This window comes from Gorillibacterium massiliense (genome assembly GCF_000455485.1).
Taxonomy (GTDB): Bacteria; Bacillota; Bacilli; order Paenibacillales; family NBRC-103111; genus Gorillibacterium; species Gorillibacterium massiliense.
Genome location: NZ_CBQR020000102.1, coordinates 56,279 through 74,230, shown reverse-complemented (window position 1 = coordinate 74,230; position 17,952 = coordinate 56,279). Strand labels below are relative to the sequence as shown.

At 53.9% G+C, this 17,952-nt stretch carries 20 protein-coding genes; 16 read left to right on the top strand and 4 right to left on the bottom strand.

Translation table 11 applies throughout. The features are described 5' to 3' along the window. Positions 1-5: 5 nt before the first annotated feature. Complete coding sequence (locus TJ79_RS13475; protein ID WP_040950838.1) at positions 6-491, bottom strand: DUF4358 domain-containing protein; 486 nt, start codon at positions 489-491, stop codon at positions 6-8. 223 nt (positions 492-714) lie between these two features. On the opposite strand from TJ79_RS13475, the gene TJ79_RS28160 reads away from it, so the two are divergent. Continuing rightward, positions 715-1,077 (top strand): collagen-like protein, encoded by a 363-nt coding sequence (locus TJ79_RS28160; protein WP_238323002.1) that lies wholly within the window; start codon positions 715-717, stop codon positions 1,075-1,077. A gap of 194 nt (positions 1,078-1,271) precedes the next feature. Here TJ79_RS28160 and TJ79_RS13470 read toward each other — a convergent pair whose 3' ends face one another. Beyond that, a complete protein-coding gene (locus TJ79_RS13470; protein WP_040950837.1) occupies positions 1,272-2,330 on the bottom strand; it encodes an endonuclease/exonuclease/phosphatase family protein in 1,059 nt (352 codons plus the stop codon). Between the two features lie 193 nt (positions 2,331-2,523). On the opposite strand from TJ79_RS13470, the gene TJ79_RS13465 reads away from it, so the two are divergent. From TJ79_RS13465 to ssuE, 12 genes are all read left to right on the top strand, one after another. Continuing rightward, on the top strand, positions 2,524-3,276 hold the full coding sequence (locus TJ79_RS13465; RefSeq protein ID WP_040950836.1) for an SDR family NAD(P)-dependent oxidoreductase: 753 nt from the start codon (positions 2,524-2,526) through the stop codon (positions 3,274-3,276). A gap of 21 nt (positions 3,277-3,297) precedes the next feature. Further along, positions 3,298-3,957: a hypothetical protein gene (locus TJ79_RS13460; RefSeq protein WP_040950835.1), complete on the top strand. Its 660-nt coding sequence runs from the start codon at positions 3,298-3,300 to the stop codon at positions 3,955-3,957. A gap of 214 nt (positions 3,958-4,171) precedes the next feature. Beyond that, entirely contained in the window at positions 4,172-4,732 is a 561-nt protein-coding gene (locus TJ79_RS13455) for an ECF-type riboflavin transporter substrate-binding protein (protein ID WP_040950834.1), read from the top strand. A gap of 112 nt (positions 4,733-4,844) precedes the next feature. Next, on the top strand, positions 4,845-6,551 hold the full coding sequence (locus TJ79_RS13450) for an ABC transporter ATP-binding protein (protein ID WP_040950833.1): 1,707 nt from the start codon (positions 4,845-4,847) through the stop codon (positions 6,549-6,551). Next, positions 6,548-7,378: an energy-coupling factor transporter transmembrane component T family protein gene (locus tag TJ79_RS13445; RefSeq protein WP_040950832.1), complete on the top strand. Its 831-nt coding sequence runs from the start codon at positions 6,548-6,550 to the stop codon at positions 7,376-7,378. Before TJ79_RS13450 ends, TJ79_RS13445 begins: the two co-directional genes overlap by 4 nt. Before the next feature lie 266 nt (positions 7,379-7,644). After that, positions 7,645-7,860 carry a hypothetical protein gene (locus TJ79_RS13440; RefSeq protein ID WP_040950831.1) on the top strand — a complete coding sequence of 72 codons (216 nt, stop codon included), beginning with the start codon at positions 7,645-7,647 and terminating at the stop codon, positions 7,858-7,860. Between the two features lie 30 nt (positions 7,861-7,890). After that, entirely contained in the window at positions 7,891-8,688 is a 798-nt protein-coding gene (locus tag TJ79_RS13435; protein WP_040950830.1) for a hypothetical protein, read from the top strand. A gap of 2 nt (positions 8,689-8,690) precedes the next feature. After that, entirely contained in the window at positions 8,691-9,914 is a 1,224-nt protein-coding gene (locus tag TJ79_RS13430) for a glutathionylspermidine synthase family protein (RefSeq protein ID WP_420319390.1), read from the top strand. Beyond that, positions 9,886-10,545: a hypothetical protein gene (locus TJ79_RS13425; RefSeq protein WP_040950828.1), complete on the top strand. Its 660-nt coding sequence runs from the start codon at positions 9,886-9,888 to the stop codon at positions 10,543-10,545. Before TJ79_RS13430 ends, TJ79_RS13425 begins: the two co-directional genes overlap by 29 nt. Beyond that, positions 10,542-10,934 (top strand): DUF350 domain-containing protein, encoded by a 393-nt coding sequence (locus TJ79_RS13420; RefSeq protein ID WP_040950827.1) that lies wholly within the window; start codon positions 10,542-10,544, stop codon positions 10,932-10,934. The genes TJ79_RS13425 and TJ79_RS13420 overlap by 4 nt, the downstream gene beginning before the upstream one ends. A 23-nt stretch (positions 10,935-10,957) precedes the next feature. Beyond that, entirely contained in the window at positions 10,958-11,974 is a 1,017-nt protein-coding gene (locus tag TJ79_RS13415) for a potassium channel family protein (protein ID WP_040950826.1), read from the top strand. Positions 11,975-12,191: 217 nt separating this feature from the next. Then, positions 12,192-12,764 carry an NADPH-dependent FMN reductase gene (gene ssuE, locus TJ79_RS13410; protein ID WP_040950825.1) on the top strand — a complete coding sequence of 191 codons (573 nt, stop codon included), beginning with the start codon at positions 12,192-12,194 and terminating at the stop codon, positions 12,762-12,764. 189 nt (positions 12,765-12,953) lie between these two features. On the opposite strand, the gene TJ79_RS13405 is transcribed toward ssuE, so the two are convergent. After that, positions 12,954-13,376 (bottom strand): MarR family winged helix-turn-helix transcriptional regulator, encoded by a 423-nt coding sequence (locus tag TJ79_RS13405; RefSeq protein ID WP_040950824.1) that lies wholly within the window; start codon positions 13,374-13,376, stop codon positions 12,954-12,956. Positions 13,377-13,680: 304 nt separating this feature from the next. Between TJ79_RS13405 and TJ79_RS13400 the strand changes: the two genes are divergently transcribed. Beyond that, complete coding sequence (locus TJ79_RS13400; RefSeq protein ID WP_040950823.1) at positions 13,681-14,937, top strand: MFS transporter; 1,257 nt, start codon at positions 13,681-13,683, stop codon at positions 14,935-14,937. Between the two features lie 95 nt (positions 14,938-15,032). Here TJ79_RS13400 and TJ79_RS13395 read toward each other — a convergent pair whose 3' ends face one another. Next, complete coding sequence (locus tag TJ79_RS13395; RefSeq protein WP_040950822.1) at positions 15,033-15,950, bottom strand: LysR family transcriptional regulator; 918 nt, start codon at positions 15,948-15,950, stop codon at positions 15,033-15,035. Positions 15,951-16,068: 118 nt separating this feature from the next. On the opposite strand from TJ79_RS13395, the gene TJ79_RS13390 reads away from it, so the two are divergent. Both TJ79_RS13390 and TJ79_RS27230 read left to right on the top strand, forming a co-directional pair. Beyond that, positions 16,069-17,376, top strand: coding sequence for an APC family permease (locus TJ79_RS13390; protein ID WP_040951047.1), 1,308 nt, complete (start codon positions 16,069-16,071; stop codon positions 17,374-17,376). Positions 17,377-17,669: 293 nt separating this feature from the next. After that, on the top strand, positions 17,670-17,879 hold the full coding sequence (locus TJ79_RS27230; RefSeq protein WP_155987878.1) for a hypothetical protein: 210 nt from the start codon (positions 17,670-17,672) through the stop codon (positions 17,877-17,879). The last annotated feature ends 73 nt before the right edge of the window (positions 17,880-17,952 follow it).

Below are 17,952 nucleotides of genomic sequence, written 5' to 3'. Positions count from 1 at the left end.
CCCGGTTATTGTTTAGCGAAGTAGCTGTCGAAGGTCTTCACGAGTTCATCGGCATTTTCGGAAATGACGAACAGCACGTAGTTGCCTTTCGTAACGAGCTTGTAATTTTTCGCGTTTTCGTATTGGTCGGGAAGGTAGGATTCAAATACCTTCTGCACATCCGCTGCGCGCTGCTTGACGCCGGTTTCCACGGCGGAAAGATCCTTAGCGCTTTTTACTTTAAGAATAGCGATTTCGTTGGTCTTAACGTTCATGAGCGGAACGCGGATGCTGAACGCTTCAAGCAGGTCCGGATTGAAATGATACGTTGCTTCCACCATGGTTTTATCCAGCTCCATTTGGGCGGGCTGCTCCACGGTTTGAATGAGCTTGTCCACCATATCTTTCGGCGGTACCTTGGAGTCCGGCGCCGCTTCCTTATTGCCGCCGCAGGCACCAAGTACCAGGCTTAATACGAGGGTTGCCAGTATGGCGAGGGTAATCTTTTTCAATGCGTGCACTCTCCTTGATGTGTGTTTTTTAGTGTGTGTCTATCTGCGACAAGTACCTAACGAGGGGAAGTTGGGGAATGTTGCGTAAACTATACGTTTCCCAGATTTTGTTTAGCTATGACGCGAAGGCAATCGTGGAGTTCCGAAAATAGGTAAACGCCCAATCCCATGAACCCATTTTGACATACATTGTGTTAGCCTATGCGAAATGGAGTGAATACCGATGGGATTCATGATGCCACCCCCGCCACCAGGTTCTCCTGGCCCTGGTCCCGGATTCGGTCCTGGATTCGGTCCTGGATTTGGTCCTGGCCCCGGATTTGGTCCCGGCCCCGGCCCTGGTCAGGGACCAACCGCGCCGCCGCCACCTTTTGAACCACAGATATCCACTTTTGCCGTCGACCCTCGTGCCATATCCCAATGTCTGTTCCGGAACACGTTCATTTGGCTGCGAAACGGGCAGCGGTTTTGGTTCTTCCCGACCTTCGTCGGTCGCGTATCGGTCAGCGGTTTTCGGTGGACCGGCCGATTCTGGGTCATCTCGGGAGTCAGCTTAAACGAGATCCAGTCGTTTACCTGTTTCTAATGAAAGCATGACACGCCCCTCCATGGTTTTCTCTTTGCCAGCAGTCCCTTATCCTAATGTAAGGTGAGGGAGCATGCTAAGCGAAGTCGAAAACGTAGAGGGGCGTGTTGTCTGCTGAATACCGGTAATGGTAGGAGAAATCGCCGTTTCCTAGCGCTAGCTCTGGGCTGACTTCTGCTAGCCGCAGTCCGCCATCAACGTAAAATGAACCGCGCCGTCACTGGGTTGTGGTCACTGTTCGCATAGTGCAGATCGGTGCCTTCCACCGATTTGATTTCGATATTCGGGGAAACGAGGAATCCGTCGATTACCGCTCTGAAATTAACGCCCTCCGTATAACGGACATCCACCGTCCGGACGCTGGGCGTTTTTTTGTCGACCGCCCATTGGAAGCCCACCGGCTTGAAGCTGTCGGGGAAGCTCTGCAGCCACTCTGGCCACTCTTGCGTCGTGGCAAAAGCGGAAGGATCGGTATCAGGCAGCGCGTGGTTCCAGTCTCCGCCAATGAGCAGATAGTTGCCTTTTTCGCTTTCTTTTTGGATATAGGCGTTCAGGTAGTTCAGCTGCTTTTTGCGGATTTTCCCGCCTTTGTCGAAGGCCGAGAGGTGCAGATTCACGAGCACTAGTTCTTTTCCGTTATCTACCGGGAGGCGGCTTTCGAGAAAGGCTCGGTCCAACTCGAAAAGCTGAGTCGGCCAGCTTTCTTTTCCGGGAAGATCGTAGCGGGTATTGGCCGTGCTTTTATAGGACGAAAGAGTAAGCAGGCCGCTGTGTGCCGAACCCATGGGGTGGGTCAGGGGAACGGGCACCCACGGCACATTATAGTTGGCGGCAAACACGTGGCTGTACGCCGGAAGCTGATCGGCCATGTAGTCTGCTTCATTGATATGGTAGCTGCGGGATGAGCGGGTATCCACTTCCTGCAAAAAGATGATGTTCGACTCCGCCTTCTTCAAGTAGGAGGAAAGGCCCGTGAGGTTGGTCAAGGTTTGCGACTTGCTGCTGGAGCGGGACATCGTTCCGCCGTCCATGAAGAAGTCTTGGTTTTGGTCAAGGCCGGCATAGCCGATATTGAAGGTCGTAACCGAAAAAGGCTCATTATGTTTGATGATTGGATTTTGACTAGGGGATGCCGTCAGGGGAATCACTTCATCGGGTTTATAATCGGTAATCGTGAGGACCAAGAGAAGCACTGCGAAGAGAAGCACCGCCGCCAGAATGAATGAACCGATTATTTTTGCGAAACGTTTCATACGTCCAATCTCCCCTATCCTTTACCTGGAAACGCTACCGAAACTGTACCATGCGGGGATTTGAGGGTCAAGAAAACCGCCTGCCCCGGCCTTGCGGGATGGTGCTTTGGAAGAGTCTGATTGGTTTGACAGCCGTTGGATCATACTAACACTGCAAGAGACCGCAAAACATCAAGAAGCCGGAGGTAGAAGCATGCCGATATTGAGTGGAAAAGTCGCGATCGTAACGGGAGCGGGCAGCGGAATGGGACGAGAAGAGACTCTGTTGCTTGCCCGGGAAGGGGCAAAGCTTGTCGCTACGGACATCAATGAAGCGGCCGTGAAGGCTGTAGTAGAGGAGGTTAAAGCGGCGGGCGGAGAGGCTGCGGCCTTTGCCCACAACGTGGTTTCGGAGGAGGACTGGAGCAGAGTTGTGGCTTTGGCGGTGGAAACGTACGGAAAAATCGATGTGCTGGTCAACAACGCCGGCATATCGCTGGCCGTGGGGCTTTTGGACACCACCATGGAGCAGTGGAATAAAGTATTGGCGATTAACCTGACTAGTAATTTTCTCGGGATGAAGTACGTGATTCCCCATATGCAAAAGAATAAAAGCGGCTCGATCATCAACATCTCCTCTATCGCCGGATTGACCGGAAGCAACGGAGCCGGGGCATATACGGCTTCAAAAGGAGGCAACCGGATGCTGTCCAAAGCCGCCGCCGTCGATTTCGGCAAGGACAACATCCGCGTCAATTCGGTGCACCCCGGGTTCATCGAGACTCCGATGAGTTCGGATCTGATCAAGAACGAACAGATGCTGCAATGGTTCCTTTCCCAGACGGCGCTGCCCCGGGTCGGGCGGGCTTCGGAGGTGGCTCAGGCGGTGCTTTTTCTTGCATCTGATGCTTCTTCCTATATTACGGGAGTCGAGCTGCCTGTGGACGGCGGCGTTACGGCGAAATAGACCAAAGGAGAAGATCGCGGGATGAGAAGATTATTCCTTAAACTGACTTTACTTGCGACTGTACTAGCCTGGAGCTTTGCCCCCGGTGCCGTGAAAGCAGCTGATCAAAGCGTCCAATTTCGCACCCCTAGCCCTGCGCTGACTCAGTCGATGGTCAAGTTCCAAGGCGATATGAGAAGACTTTGGCAGGACCATGTCTATTGGACAAGCACCTACATTGTCAGCGCCCTTGCCGGGCTCCCAGACCAACAAACCGTTCTGGACCGATTGCTCCGGAACCAGGATGATATCGGCAACGCGATCAAGCCGTATTACGGAGAAGCGGCTGGCAATAAGTTGGCTCAATTGTTGAGGGAGCATATCGTATTGGCTGGAAAGGTTGTCGATGCCGCGAAGGCGGGCAACCAGGCGGACCTCGAGCGCTTTAACAAAGAATGGTACCGCAACGCCAATGATATCGCCATTTTTCTCAGCAAAGCCAACCCTAACTGGTCCTATCAAGTGATCAAGGACATGATGGATCGGCATTTGCAGTTTGTCACCGCCGCCGCTACGACGCGTCTAAAGAAAGATTGGCCCGGTTATGTTGAGGCTGTGGACAATGGCGAATCCCATATGATTCATTTTGCGGATATCCTTAGCTCCGGCATCATCAAGCAATTTCCGGGCAAGTTCCGTTAACACAGGCTGCCGCGCCGAAGACAGCTTCGGAATAGACTGCTCCCAAGCGGTGACAGACAGAGACGGGAGCAGTCGTTTTTTCTTGTAATCCCAAGTATTCCGATGTACAATAATATAAATCGTTTGAAATTTTCTCCATCTATACATAAGCGGCATTATGTACGCATAGGTAACCCATAACAATGTACAAGGACGAACCTGGGAGGGATTGCATTTGGCAAAAGGAAACGGTTTATCGGTAAAAACGATCGTGGCTGTCGGCATTGGGTCCGCGCTATTCGTCATTTTGGGGAGGTTCGGCTCTATACCTTCGGGCATTCCCAATACCAACATCGAAACGACATACGCTCTCTTGGCTTTAATGGCGTTGCTGTATGGTCCAGTGGCGGGCTTGCTCATCGGCCTCATCGGCCATACCCTGAAGGATGCGATTTTTTACGGCTCTCCTTGGTTCAGTTGGGTGATTGCCTCTGCCGTCGTCGGCCTACTCATCGGTCTAGCTTCCGGGAAAATCCGCATCCATGACGGGGAATTCGGCCGGAACGAGATCATCCGCTTCAATCTTTATCAGATTATTGCCAATGCCATCGCCTGGTTTGTCTTGGCGCCGACGCTGGACATTCTCATCTACGCTGAGCCGGCGGATAAGGTATACACCCAGGGCCTCGTAGCCGGAGCCGCCAACATCGTCACCGTGGCGATTCTCGGCACCCTGCTCCTCTCCGCCTATGCCCGTACCCGCACGAAAAAGGGCAGTCTGAGCCGGGAAGCTTAAGGAAGTTTAAGCCCTTCATCCACTACTTCATAACCTTAAGCCGGTGATCGCACCGGCTTTTTTACTCCATTCCATCGCCTTCCCAGGAGGGCGGAACGTCGAGGTACCTTACATGAGATCACCGGCTATTGAATTTATCGGGTTCAGCTTCCAATATAGGGCCCAATCGGAGCCTACTCTTCACGACATCCATCTTACTTTACATCAAGGTGAAAAAGTGCTGATCGTCGGCCCATCCGGTTCGGGAAAAAGCACGTTGGGCCACTGCATCAACGGGTTGGCCCCGTTTTTTTATCCGGGTGAAACGAAGGGCATTCTCCGGATCATGGGGGAGGAACGGAAAAACGTCGGCATTGCCCGCGCTTCCGAACAAGTGGGCACGGTTTTGCAGGATCCGGACGGGCAGTTCGTCGGGCTGACTGTGGGCGAAGACATCGCCTTCCGGCTGGAAAACGACGCGGAGCCCTTGGACGCGATGCGCATCCGGGTGAAGGAAGCGGCGCGAGCCGTCGGTCTGGAGGACCGCCTTGACGCCTCGCCCCATGCGTTGTCGGGCGGGCAGAAGCAGCGGACGACTCTTGCGGGTGTGCTGGTGAGCGATGTCGACATCCTGCTGTTTGACGAGCCCTTGGCCAATTTGGACCCGGCTGCGGGAAAGGCGGCCATCGAGCGGATTGATCAGTTGCACCGGGAAACAGGGAAAACCGTCCTCATCATCGAGCACCGGCTGGAGGAGGTCCTTCACCGTCCCGTGGACCGGATTATCGTCATGGACAACGGCCAGATTTTGGCGGACCAGCCAGCCTCCAAGCTGCTTTCCTCCAGTCTTTTGGCACAAACAGGCCTGCGCGAACCGCTGTATCTCACCGCCTTGAAATACGCCGGCTGCCGAATCGAGACGGAGATGAATCCCCAGCACATCCAAACCATTGATCTCGTGACATGTACAGGCAAGCTGCAAGCTTGGCACGACGGATGGCGGGCAACCCAGCCTGTTCCCCAGCGCCCACCGCTCCTGGAGCTGCAGGAGCTTTCGTTTTCCTATGAAAAAGGGGCGCCCGTACTGCACGATCTTTCTTTCGCTATCGGTAAAGGGGAGATGCTCAGTATCGTCGGAAAAAACGGCGCCGGCAAATCTACCCTGTCCCGGCTGATCTGCGGATTTTACCGACCCGGCGGAGGCCGGATTCTTTATGAAGGCCGCGATATGCGCGGAGACACGATCAAAGAGCGGGCGGAGCGGATCGGCTTCGTCATGCAAAATCCTAACCATATGATTTCGAAAGTCGGGGTTTTCGAGGAGGTCGCTCTCGGGCTGAAGACACGGGGCGTGGCGGAGGAGGAGATCCGGGACCGGGTTCATGCCGTTCTCCGCGTATGCGGACTGTACGAATACCGCAATTGGCCGATCTCAGCGCTCAGCTTCGGACAGAAAAAACGGGTGACCATCGCCGCCATCCTTGTGTTGAATCCCGAGGTCATCATTCTCGATGAACCGACGGCCGGCCAGGATTTTCGTCATTACAATGAAATGATGGAGTTTTTGCGGGGGTTGAACGAGTCGGGCATCACCGTCATTATGATCACTCATGACATGCACCTCATGCTGGAATATGCCGAACGGACTGTCGTTCTGGCCGACGGCCGGCTTTTGGCCGATGACCATCCGGCTTCCTTGTTGACCCGCGAGGAAGTCGTGGAGGCGACGGGCTTAAAGACGACATCGGTCCATGAGCTGGCGCGGCGCGCAGGCATCTGCGAGCCCCAGGCATTCGTGCGTCATTTTATCGAGCACGACCGGGAGGTGCGCCGCCGATGACAGCGAAAATGCTCGCTTATACAAAGAAGGATAGCGCAATCCACCGTCTGACGGGAGCTTCGAAGCTGATCGTCTTTCTTGTTTGGTCCGTCTCCGCCATGGTAACTTATGATACCCGCTGTCTGCTGGCGATGTTCGTCATCGCTTTGATCGCGTTATGGCGTTCCAAAGTGGAATTTCGGGAGTACGCTTTCGTTCTCTATGTGATCTTGTTTTTCTTCCTGCTCAATCAGCTCGCCATCTTCGCTTTTTCACCTCAGGAGGGTGTGAAGTTGTATGGCGCGCGGCACCTTCTCTTTTCCTTCGGGGGGCATTATGCAGTGACGGCGGAGCAGCTTTTTTACCAGTTCAATATCGCCTTGAAGTACCTGACCGTTACCCCGATGGCGCTTTTGTTCATCCTGACGACTGACCCCAGCGAGTTTGCAGCTTCCCTCAACCGGATCGGCGTCCCCTATAAAATCGCTTATGCCGTCTCCCTTGCCATGCGCTATATTCCCGATATCCAGCGGGATTACGAAAACATCTCGTTCTCGGCTCAGGCCAGGGGGATCGATATTTCCCGCAAAGAAAATCTGGTTGCGCGATTGAAAAACGCTGTCTCGATCCTTCTACCTTTGATTTTGGCCAGTGTGGAGCGGATTGATAGCGTTAGCGCCGCTATGGAGCTTCGGGGGTTCGGACAAAAGGCAAGACGCACCTGGTATCGCTATCGTCCGTTTGCAGCAGGGGACTATGCGGCGGTCGCTCTTGTTATAGTGATTGCTGTTGTGTGCGTATCGATGATGGTAGTGAACGGGTCGCGGTTTTATACTATTTTTCAGTAGGGAAGCGGATGCTTGTTTCTGGAAGAAAAAGAGAAAAACTAGCATTGCGCGAGGGAATAAATGATCGTATCCTTGATGGGTACGATTCTTTTTTTTCTACATCGGAAAGTATAAAAATTTATTATACTTAGCCCGATTCCGCTACGGTAAACGTCGCGCGTCCAATATGGACGGAGAAGCCGTTTATCCTGGGCATAAGAATCTGGAACAATCGGAGTCGAACCTCGTAATAGATGGGTAGTGATCTAAGAAAGGTGGGAATGAAGATGAGCGACAGCATGAATGTGATACTATTGGAAAAATTGCCAGAGGGGGGTCTCCGGCAAATTGAAGAGCGCCTTTGGAGCGCGGCGATGATTGCGGCGCTGGAGCATGTCAACTATCTCGTCGTCGACGGACGGGAATATGAAACCATCGAGGGCAGGCTTAATGTGGATAGCGGCCATTTGGAACTGCTGCTTGTCCCGATGCAGAGCGTGTAAGCAAGGTTATAGAAGGAGGCTATTATTTTGATGAACGACCATGAATCGGAACAGGCGAAGGACGAAAAGCAGCCGGCGATTTCCCGGCTGACGACGCCGGAGGGAAAGCCTCTCAAGGTCTTGTCCACTTCCCTGGGTATCGCGCTTTTGGCCAATGCGTTCCTGTCGACTGGAGCGGCTGTCGCTGAATCGGCAAAAACCGATCAACCTCAGCTTGTAAGCTGGTCAACGGACGAAGTGAAGGCCTATTTCGACCCGAACGTCGACTGGAGCATTCCTCTTCCAGGGGATCAATTAGACGAGCAGAATTCCGGGACAGCGGCGGAAGGAACGGGGTCGGGCACGACGGGCGGAACGACCACGGTGATCAACAACTACGGTGGGTCGTATCACTCCGGCTTCGGCTGGGACGATCTGCTGCTCTATCACCTGCTATTCAACAGCGGCGGGAACTACTCGTCGCGGGGCTGGTATAACGATCACCGGGGGTATTATACCGGAACGAGTACGGCCTACAAGCCGCGGACGTTCACGAGCGAGACCTTCCAAAACAAAAATGTTCCCGGCTCGGCGGTTAAACCGAAGACCTCTACCTCCGTCGGCACGTTTACGAAGCGGTCCACCTCCGCGAAGAAGGGCAGCATTGGGGGCAAGTCCAGCAATCTCAGCTCGTCAGGTACGAAAACAACAACGAATTCGGGTTCGGTGTCCAGTACGAAATCCGGCACAAGCTCCGGCTCGAGCACGAAGAGCAGTACAAAATCTAGCACGAAGTCCGGTACCAGCACAAAATCCGGCGGCTCCAAGTCGAGCGGATTTGGCGGATGACCATGGGAGCATTCGAATTGCTTAGGCGTCCGGGCCGGGAACGAGCTCCTTTGGTGGAGCAGTTGGAGGAACTGGGGTTTACCTGGGCGGATTTGGAAGACGAAGAATATTGGCTCGACCAACTGGCCGTCTTGAGCGGAGATACGTATCGGGAGCTGGAACAGGCATCCGCCAAGCTGTGGAGCATTCTCGACAAAGCGGCCCGGCATATTCACGGTAATCCGGCCATGTACGAGTTGATCGGCATTCCCCCTGTCCTGTGGAAAATGCTCGACACGTTGCCTCTGCCGCCTGCCGGTTTTATCAGCCGGTACGCCCGGTTTGATTACGCGGTGGCAAACGACGGCACCATCAAACTGCTGGAGCTGAATGCCGATACTCCAACGGGGTATGTGGAGGCAGCCATCGCCACTCCGTGGCTGTGCGAACGGGAAGGAATTCATTCTCCCAACGGGAGAATGAAGGAACTGGTGGCGGAAGCTTGGGCGGAATACCGGCCGGACACCATCGCCTGTGTCGCTTACGGTTGGCACCAGGAGGATTCCGGCACCATCGAGGCGCTTGGCATGCACAGCGGGCTTGAGGTCAACTATGTAGATTGCATGGATTTGCAGATCGACAAAGGGACGGTTATGGATCAGGACGGCCGGGTAATTGAGCGAATGTTCGCTCTATATCCAAAAGAATGGATGGCCGTGGATGAAGGCGGTGAAGCCTTATCTTACGCCGTCGAAACCGGGAAGCTGGAACTGTTCAACCCTCCCCACAGCATTCTCTTGCAGTCGAAGGGTCTGCTCGCAGTGGTCTGGGGGCTCTATGAGCTCGGTCTGCTTTTTAACGAAGAGGAACGGGAGACAATTTCCCGTTATGTTTTGCCTACTTATAACAAGCCGGTTTTTGAAGGCAGCTTTGTCTCCAAATCCATGTTCGGCCGCGAAGGCGGTTCGGTGCGGATGTTTGATGCCGAAGGTAAGCTGGAGATTGAGGATCACGATGGCTACGACACCAGCGCGCTGTTCCCTTCGGTTTACCAAAAACGGGCGGACATGGCCCGGATCGATACGGAGGAAGGCGAGCTGTACCTGCTTACCGGCATGTTCATGCTGAACGGCACGCCCTGCGGCTTGTTGGGCCGGGCAGGGGGGCCGATTACCGGCAATACGAGTCATTTTATCCCGATGGGAGTGAAAGAAAACGATGCAAACGAAGTTGAAGCCAGCGTCTAGAGGGTTTGCCTTAGCGGCTCTATTGCTGGTGGTAATGCTGCTGGGCGCTTGCGGTCTGGATCAGCAATCGGTGTTCCACACCAACACAGAAACCGGGTCATCTGCGAATACGCAAGACGGCACCGGAACCGTTCGGGTTCCTTGGGATTACAAGATCGTGGAAAATACCGTTGGCGACCTGGTCGGCAGCGACATGACGGTGCTTCCCGATAACGAGCTGATGCCCAATGACGGTAATTACGGCACCGGCGATAAAATCTGGACGCTGCAGTACATGGACGCCGAGATTACCACTGATGAAAACCAGCGCAACGACATCCGCTTGTCCGGCTGGACCACCATCAAGACCTATAAAACGGAAAAGGACGCCCAGACCGACATGGCGAACTTGAAAATTCAGGTTACCACAGATATCGACGTCGTCGGCGTTTACAAAACGAAATACAAGGGCGAGACCCGCGATTTCGCCGTTCTGGAGCTACCGTCTGGCAACCGCATCAAGCAGCCCATCGACGACGCCCGCTACTCCGCTTTAGAGAAAGCGAAAACAACCAGCGTCAAGCTGGAGGAAGTGCATGATTTTGCCGATTACGATTTGGCTTATGCAAAATTTCGGGGGTGGGGCAATTGACAGTCGTCGTTAATATTATCGTCAGCGTAATCATCATTATCCTGTTGCAGCTTCTCGGTATGGCGATTTTCATGTGGATGACGCCGTTCAACGATTTGGAAGAGCTGAAGAGAGGGAACGTCGCCGTCGGTCTTGCCATGGGCGGAAAGTTTCTTGCCACGGCCATCATCCTTGCTGTATCGGCGTATACCAATACGTCCATCTGGTTTATGATGCTTTGGTTTGCCGTGGGCTATGTGTGCCTTATGATCGCCTATTGGGTGTTTGAACTCGTCACTCCGGGGTTGACCCTTTCAAAAGAATTGAAAAAAGGCAATGTCGCCGTAGGTGCGCTGCTCTTCGCCATATTCGTCGGTACCGCCATCTCTGTCAGCAGCCTGATCGTATAGAGGTCCGGGAAGGGGCGCCAGCCGTGCATTACTTCATCCGGATCACGACGAAAATGATGCGGTTAAGAAAGCGAAGCATCGGAATGATCATTTTATTGTTCGTTTTGGTCAGCGCCACTGCCGCTTATTTGCTGGAGCCTTCCACGTTCCATAGCTGGTTTACCGCCCTGTATTGGGTCATGACGACTATGGCTACTGTAGGTTACGGCGATTATTTCGCCCATACAGTGGCTGGGAAGTGGCTAACCATGTTCCTGTATGTATTCGGGATCGGACTCTTGAGCCTGGTCATCGGCAAAGTGATCGACGCCATGGCGGAGTTCCAGCGGAAGAGAGGAGCGGGAGCGTTGACCTTCCGAGGTAAGAATCACATCATCGTCATCAATTGGAGCAAAAAAGCGCAGTCCGCCATAGACGAAATTTTTTCGTATCTGCCGGACGTTCATATCGTACTGATCGACGTGGCTGACCGCCACCCTTTAGAGTATGTGGAGCAGGTGCATTTTATCAGCGGAGACCCTTCCTCGGAAGAGGTGCTGCTCAAAGCGAGACTTGGCGAAGCACGGGCGGTGATCCTCTTTGCCGACGGGCGGATCGACGATCCATCCCTCTCGGACGGCAAATCGCTGCTTATTGCATCCAGCATCGAGCGCATGGCGCCGCAGGTCCATACGACAGTAGAAATTCTGCAGGAAAAGAACATTCAAAATTTTCGCCATGTGCAGGTGAATGAGTTCATCCTGTCCCATGACGCCGTCTCCCGTTTGGCGGTGCGGGCGGCGCTGCAAACGGGCAGCTCCGAAGTGATCAATCAGTTGATCAGCCGGCAGTACGGCGACGATTTGTACGAGGTGCCGGTGAATCCCTCGTGGAAAACATACGGAGAAGCCTTTCAGGACCTGCTCCGGCAAGGCGCTACCTTGCTTTCGGACCGGAACGACCTCGGCATTAACCGAAAGCTGGATAAGCCGCTGCCGAAGGATGCGCGCTTGTTTGTCGTCTCTGACGAAGCGACATATCAACGGATTGCGGGAAAGTGAACGCACGTTAATGCAAGATAAGCCCGAAGCCCCGGAAAAGAGGGTTCAGGCTTTTTTTGTGTTTGAAGGAAGACCGGACGGCAATCCCGGTATAGACAGCATCAGGCCGATCATATAAGAAGGATTTTATGTAAGCGGAGTAGGGGCTATGTGCCGTTTGATTGGCGTTATCGGGCGATTAGCCGTATGCTAGATGCATATAAGGGAGGTATGAGAGATGCCGCAAGTTCTTCTTATTTCCGGAAATCCGTCCAAAAGCTCGCGGATGAACGGGCTGACGTATTATTGCCATCAGGCGCTGCTGAAAAGCGGCTTATCTGTTTCCGTGCTGCACGTGATCGATTTGCCGGCTGCATCCTTGTTGTCTGCGGATTTCGGCGATCCGGCCATTCAGGCAGCCCTTACCCAGGTGGCCCAGGCGGACGCGGTGATCATCGCCAGTCCGGTCTACAAAGCCTCCTATTCGGGGTTGTTAAAGGTATTCCTGGACATGCTGCCGCAGAAAGGGCTTCAAGACAAAATCATTTTTCCCTTGTTCATTGGCGGATCCCTAGCTCATCTGCTGGTCATCGAATATGCGCTGAAGCCGGTTTTGTCTGTATTGGGCGGGACGAATATTTTGCAAGGAGTCTATGCGGTGGACCAGTGGGTAACCCGGCTGGAAGGAGGCGGATTCGAGCTGACCGCCGAGCTGCAGGCCCGCCTGGACCAAACGGTGCAGCGTTTCGCGTTGGAGATTGGAAGGCAGCAGCTTTCCGCAAGCAGTACGGATACGGTTGCTGCTGAGTAAGCCGCCACGCGGTCTTTCGTTTCAACATGAAAAAGGGCATCCCGATGGATGCCCTTTTCGCTGGTGGCGCTAGCGGATGATTCCGCCGCTGTACCGCAATCGTATAAGTTTTCTCCGTTAAGCCGGATGATTTCTTTGCCACGAAATTGCTCCAGCGTGCCGTCATAGTCATTATCATACTCAAACCGTCTACCGTAGGCCTTGATTGAATTTGTGCAAAAGTTCGCCAAACTTGGCTCTGTCCTCATCCGGCCAACCTTCGGTGATTTCTAAAATGCGCGTCTGCCGAAACACTTTATAGGCGAAAAAATCCTCCCGGCCCAAATCGGTAAGCTTTAGAAAATAAGCTCGTCCGTCCTGGGGATCGGGGGTGCGGAAGACATAGCCCTTCTGTTCTAGAGCGGCGGCTTGCCGACTGGCGGTGGATACGTCTAGACGAAGGGCATCGGCAAGCGTTTTTACACCGACAGATTCATGATTGTGAATATATTGAAGCAGCAGATAAGCGGAACGGTCAAGATTTGGCGAGGTTCTGCTGGTTTTCAGCGAAGTGAGGTGGCGGATCAACAGCGCAAGCTCTAAATCGATGGATTCGATTAAATGTGGTTCCATGTTGGGTACCGCCTTTTTGACGTATTCGTATTAGACATACATGCCGCTAGCGTAGCATCAGCGAATGTATCGAAAATTCGGCGAAGCCGCCTGAAGCTTAACCTACATTGAAGCAAGGTTATTTCAGGGTTGGTAACATAATAGCATATAAAAGGGAATGTAAGGAATGTCTTGACAGCTCAAGTAGTTGCATAATACAATTATAACACCATATAAAGTTTCATGATACAACTAGTTTTTAAAGAAAGCAATGATCAAAGACATAGACTTCATTGCCAAAAAAGAGAAAGAAGGAGTAGAGAGAATGTCATCTGTTGTTCAACCTGCCAACCGCGCTGCGGATCATTCCCATGCCGTTTCGCTGGAAGAAACCAGTCTTCTGAAGCAGCCTCGGGCCGTTTGGGCGGTCAGCTTTGCCTGTATCATCGCATTCATGGGGTTAGGGCTTGTCGATCCGATTCTGCCTGCAATCGCGAAAAAGTTAGAGGCTACGCCGAGTCAGGTCAGCCTGCTGTTCACCAGCTATAATGCAGTGATGGCTATCGCCATGCTGATTACAGGCGTGATTTCTTCCCGTCTCGGGATTAAGCGGACGCTGCTTACGGGCATTGTCGTTATTGCCGTGTTCTCCGCTCTTGGCGGTGCCTCCAACGGGATCTGGGAGTTGATCGGCCTGCGGGGCGGCTGGGGCCTCGGCAACGCTTTGTTTGTCGCAACCGCTTTGTCTGCCATCGTTTCCTTGTCCAACTCTGGGACGGAGAAAGCCATTATCCTATACGAAGCCGCAATCGGCATCGGGATTTCCGTTGGACCGCTCTTGGGTGGAGAGCTTGGAGCCATGTCCTGGAGAGGTCCCTTTTATGGCGTCGCTACTTTGATGGTGGTTGCTTTCATCGCCTTGTCCATCATGATGCCGGGAGCGAAGAAGATGGGGCTTGCCCAAGCCGAGCCGCAGCAAAAATCGTCGCTCATGGATCCGTTTAGGGCGCTAAAACATCGTCCGCTCTTTGTCTTCGGACTCTCCGCTTGCTTGTATAACTTCGGGTTTTTCACCTTGATGGCTTTTGCGCCTTTCGTTATGGGGCTTGACGAGCACGGATTGGGTTATGTGTTCTTAGGCTGGGGCATCCTGCTGGCGCTCACTTCCGTGTTCACTGCTCCCAGACTGCATCAAAAATTCGGCAGCATCCCTTCCATGTGCGCCATGCTTGTGCTGTTTGCACTCACGCTATTGAGCATGGGGATTTGGACGAACCATCAGACCGTTATTATTGTTTGTGTCATCATCGCCGGGGCAATGCTCGGAAACAACAATACGCTGCTCACCACGGCGGTCATGAACGCCGCTCCGGTTCAGCGCTCCACCGCATCGGCTGCCTATAGTTTTCTTCGTTTTCTGGGTGGAGCCATCGCGCCTTACTTCTCCAGCAAGCTGGCGGAATGGTACAATCCCCATGTTCCTTTTGTCGTTGGCGCGTGCTTCGTATTGGCCGCCATGTTGGTCATTGCGGGCAATTACAAACATATCAAGCACGTCGAGAATGTAGAGTCTGCGCACTGAGTATCAACTACGCAACAGAGATCGGGACGGGAAGAGCACATCGCTCTTTTCGCTCCGGTCTCTTTTTTTGAGCGGTGAGAGGTTGTAAGGCGGGGTCAGCTCGTCGGCAATTGGCATTCTGCGCGCCAAGCTTCCCCATGTTTTTCGGTGATCCGTAGAAATTCGCGCAAAGCGGGAGAAAGCCATTTTTTCTTGTGATAGGCGGCCTGAGTGGTGAGCCGTTGCGGTCTGTCGTCCCAATCCAGCTTCGCCAGTTTTCCCTCCCGGATCTCGTCGCGAACGGAGACGAGGGGGAGCAGCGACAGGCCGATTCCGGACATGACGCAATTTTTGATGGCTTCGATGCTCCAAAATTCTAGCCCTGGATTGGGATAGACGCCGCAGCTTTTCAACTGCTGCTCGAACAGTTCACGATACGTACAACCGGGTTCGGTCTGGAGGATTACTTCGTTTTTGAGGTGGACGGGTTCAACGGGATGAACCGCGGCAAGAGGGTGGTTTGGGGCAGCGATCAATGCCATGGATTCTTCCACGAGGCGAATCACATGGAGGTCGGGGGTATTCGTTTCGGCCTGCAGGGTAAAGACAAGGTCCAACTCGCCGGAGCGGACACGATCATGTAATTCCCAGCAGACGCCGGGCTTCAAGATGATTTTGACCTCCGGATAGCGGTTGCGAAATTCGCGGATGATGCCGGGCAGGCGAAAAGCGGCCAGCGACTCGGGAGCGCCCAGAGTCACGGTGCCGTTCAAAACGGATTCGGACTGGACCGCTTCTTTCGCTATATCATGCATGCGGGTCATTTCCTGGGCGTAGGGGAGCAGGCGGTAACCCGTTTCGGTCAGGAGAAGTCGTCTGCCTAGCCGATTGAACAAAGGCGCATCCAGTTCATCTTCCAGCGCCTGAATATGGGCGGTAATGCTGGACTGGGCGTAACCCAACTGCTGGGCCGCCCGAGTAACGCCAGATGCCTCGACAACGGCAAGAAAGGTTTGAAGATGACGAAGTTCCATGTGATGCCCTTCTTTCTTCGATCGATTTTTCCGATGGAACAGATCGAAAAGTTCCGATTTACTGATGATATCATGATCTGCTATTGTTTTGTAAAAATACAGGATGGCAGGTATGGATATGAGTCATGATGGAAAGTTGAAAAAGGCGATTGGCCTGCCGCAAGCGGTGGCCTTGTATATCGGCGCGGTTCTCGGCTCGGGCGTCCTGATCGTTCCTGGTCTCGCGGCGGAAATCGCCGGTCCGGCTTCTCTATTGGCATGGGGGCTTATGACGCTGCTCGTGTTGCCGATGGCGTTGTCCATGGGGTTATTGTCGGCCCGTTACCCTAACGCAGGGGGCGTTTCCCATTTTGCGACCTTAGCTTTTGGTGCTAAGGCGGGGTCCCTAACGGGATGGTTTTTCCTGTTGTCGGTTCCCATCGGCGCGCCGGTCGCAGCTTTGACGGGGGCCGGCTATTTGACCTCCGCTCTCGGGTTGGATGATTCCGCCCGGATCGTTCTGGCCGCATTCATGCTGTTTATCGGGCTTAGCATCAATTTGATCGGGATGAAGGTGGTCGGCCGCGTGCAAATAGCGGTGGTCCTGGCGATCGTCATCGTGTTGTTGCTAGCCATTGGGAGTTCGCTTCCCCGGATGGAGGCCGTTCATTTTACCCCCTTTATGCCCGCGGGATGGGCGAGCGTAGGGAAGGCGACCGCTCTTTTGTTCTGGTGCTTTATCGGCTGGGAGGCGGTGTCCCATCTGTCCGAGGAGTTTGTCGATCCCGAGCGGGCCGCCGTCAAAGGGGTGAGCGTTGCTGCGGTCATCGTCGGGTTGCTTTATTTTTTCACGGCGCTGGCGACGGTCGGGACACACAGCTATCGGGAAGGCGCTGCAGATGCTTCCCTTGTCCTTGTGATTGGCAAAGCCCTCGGCTCATTCGGCGGCATCGTCACCGGCTTGACGGCTGTCTTCATTTGCACCGCCACCCTAATCGCTTATATAGGCGCGGCATCCCGGTTGGCATACGCCTTGGCAGGGAAGGGAGACGCACCGCGTTGGTTCGGTACGGTTTCTAAACGATACGGCACGCCCAGCGGAGGTTTGATCTTCCTTGCCGTTTGCTTTTTCGGAATAATGGCCTTGTATGCTAGCGGAGCGGCTTCCTTGACCTTCTTAATCCAGCTTCCCAATGCTACCTTTATTCTGACTTATTTAGGGGGCTGCGCGGCAGGTGTGAGGCTGCTCAAAGATAACCCGTGGGGGGCTCGCATCAGCGGGTTATCCTTTCTGGTTACAGCAGCCGTCTTCCCTTTCGTCGGTTGGGCGATGCTATACCCCCTTGCGATCGTGATCGTTTTTGGGGTTGTGGTCTTGGTCAAGAGCCGGCGGTTTCGTGCATCGGGTTCTACCTCCTACGAGCATGAAGACAAGAAGATCGGCTAGACGGCACTTATTCATAAACGCCGGAATCGGCAAACCAAGCACAAGCCTCTCCGTTTCAATTCGATCATCACGCACTCCGGCACAACCCCCGCATATATTGCAATGACTCGGGATTGGCGCTGGACGGCCGATTGGTACCGGGCCAATGCAGATGGAGAAGGACATGAGGGATTTACTTTGCGGCGAATCGAAACCTCTGAGAAAAAAATGCGTATGGCGCGCGGGAAGAGGGACTTCAATGAACCGAATGTTGGGTTTTGGCTCCCGGATCGTGCCCTCTTTGTTGGCAGCGAGTGCCGTACAGTCCCTTTACGGTACAAGCGGAAGGTGCGGCTATGGCCCTGACTTCTATCGGCAAAAAGCGTTGTCTGTTAACCGGCGTTCGGGTTACGGTGCAGGGTTTGCTGCCGGAATCGGAGGGCAGCTCCTCGGACGAAGTTTCAGCCCGGCAACGAGACGCTGCTTGGGGGCTGAAGCGGCATACCTGGAGCGGCAGCGTCTAACCTGGCAGTTAGGAAGGTTGGCAGGACTGGGAGGGCTGGCAGGCAGAGGCGTTGTGCACCGGGAAAAGGTGGT

Coding starts and splice junctions, on each gene's coding strand:
- TJ79_RS28160 (WP_238323002.1), top strand. CDS start 715: ATGGGATTCATGATGCCACCCCCGCCACCAGGTTCTCCTGGCCCTGGT.
- TJ79_RS13470 (WP_040950837.1), bottom strand. CDS start 2,330: ATGAAACGTTTCGCAAAAATAATCGGTTCATTCATTCTGGCGGCGGTG.
- TJ79_RS13465 (WP_040950836.1), top strand. CDS start 2,524: ATGCCGATATTGAGTGGAAAAGTCGCGATCGTAACGGGAGCGGGCAGC.
- TJ79_RS13460 (WP_040950835.1), top strand. CDS start 3,298: ATGAGAAGATTATTCCTTAAACTGACTTTACTTGCGACTGTACTAGCC.
- TJ79_RS13450 (WP_040950833.1), top strand. CDS start 4,845: ATGAGATCACCGGCTATTGAATTTATCGGGTTCAGCTTCCAATATAGG.
- TJ79_RS13445 (WP_040950832.1), top strand. CDS start 6,548: ATGACAGCGAAAATGCTCGCTTATACAAAGAAGGATAGCGCAATCCAC.
- TJ79_RS13440 (WP_040950831.1), top strand. CDS start 7,645: ATGAGCGACAGCATGAATGTGATACTATTGGAAAAATTGCCAGAGGGG.
- TJ79_RS13435 (WP_040950830.1), top strand. CDS start 7,891: ATGAACGACCATGAATCGGAACAGGCGAAGGACGAAAAGCAGCCGGCG.
- TJ79_RS13430 (WP_420319390.1), top strand. CDS start 8,691: ATGGGAGCATTCGAATTGCTTAGGCGTCCGGGCCGGGAACGAGCTCCT.
- TJ79_RS13425 (WP_040950828.1), top strand. CDS start 9,886: ATGCAAACGAAGTTGAAGCCAGCGTCTAGAGGGTTTGCCTTAGCGGCT.
- ssuE (WP_040950825.1), top strand. CDS start 12,192: ATGCCGCAAGTTCTTCTTATTTCCGGAAATCCGTCCAAAAGCTCGCGG.
- TJ79_RS13405 (WP_040950824.1), bottom strand. CDS start 13,376: ATGGAACCACATTTAATCGAATCCATCGATTTAGAGCTTGCGCTGTTG.
- TJ79_RS13400 (WP_040950823.1), top strand. CDS start 13,681: ATGTCATCTGTTGTTCAACCTGCCAACCGCGCTGCGGATCATTCCCAT.
- TJ79_RS13395 (WP_040950822.1), bottom strand. CDS start 15,950: ATGGAACTTCGTCATCTTCAAACCTTTCTTGCCGTTGTCGAGGCATCT.
- TJ79_RS13390 (WP_040951047.1), top strand. CDS start 16,069: ATGAGTCATGATGGAAAGTTGAAAAAGGCGATTGGCCTGCCGCAAGCG.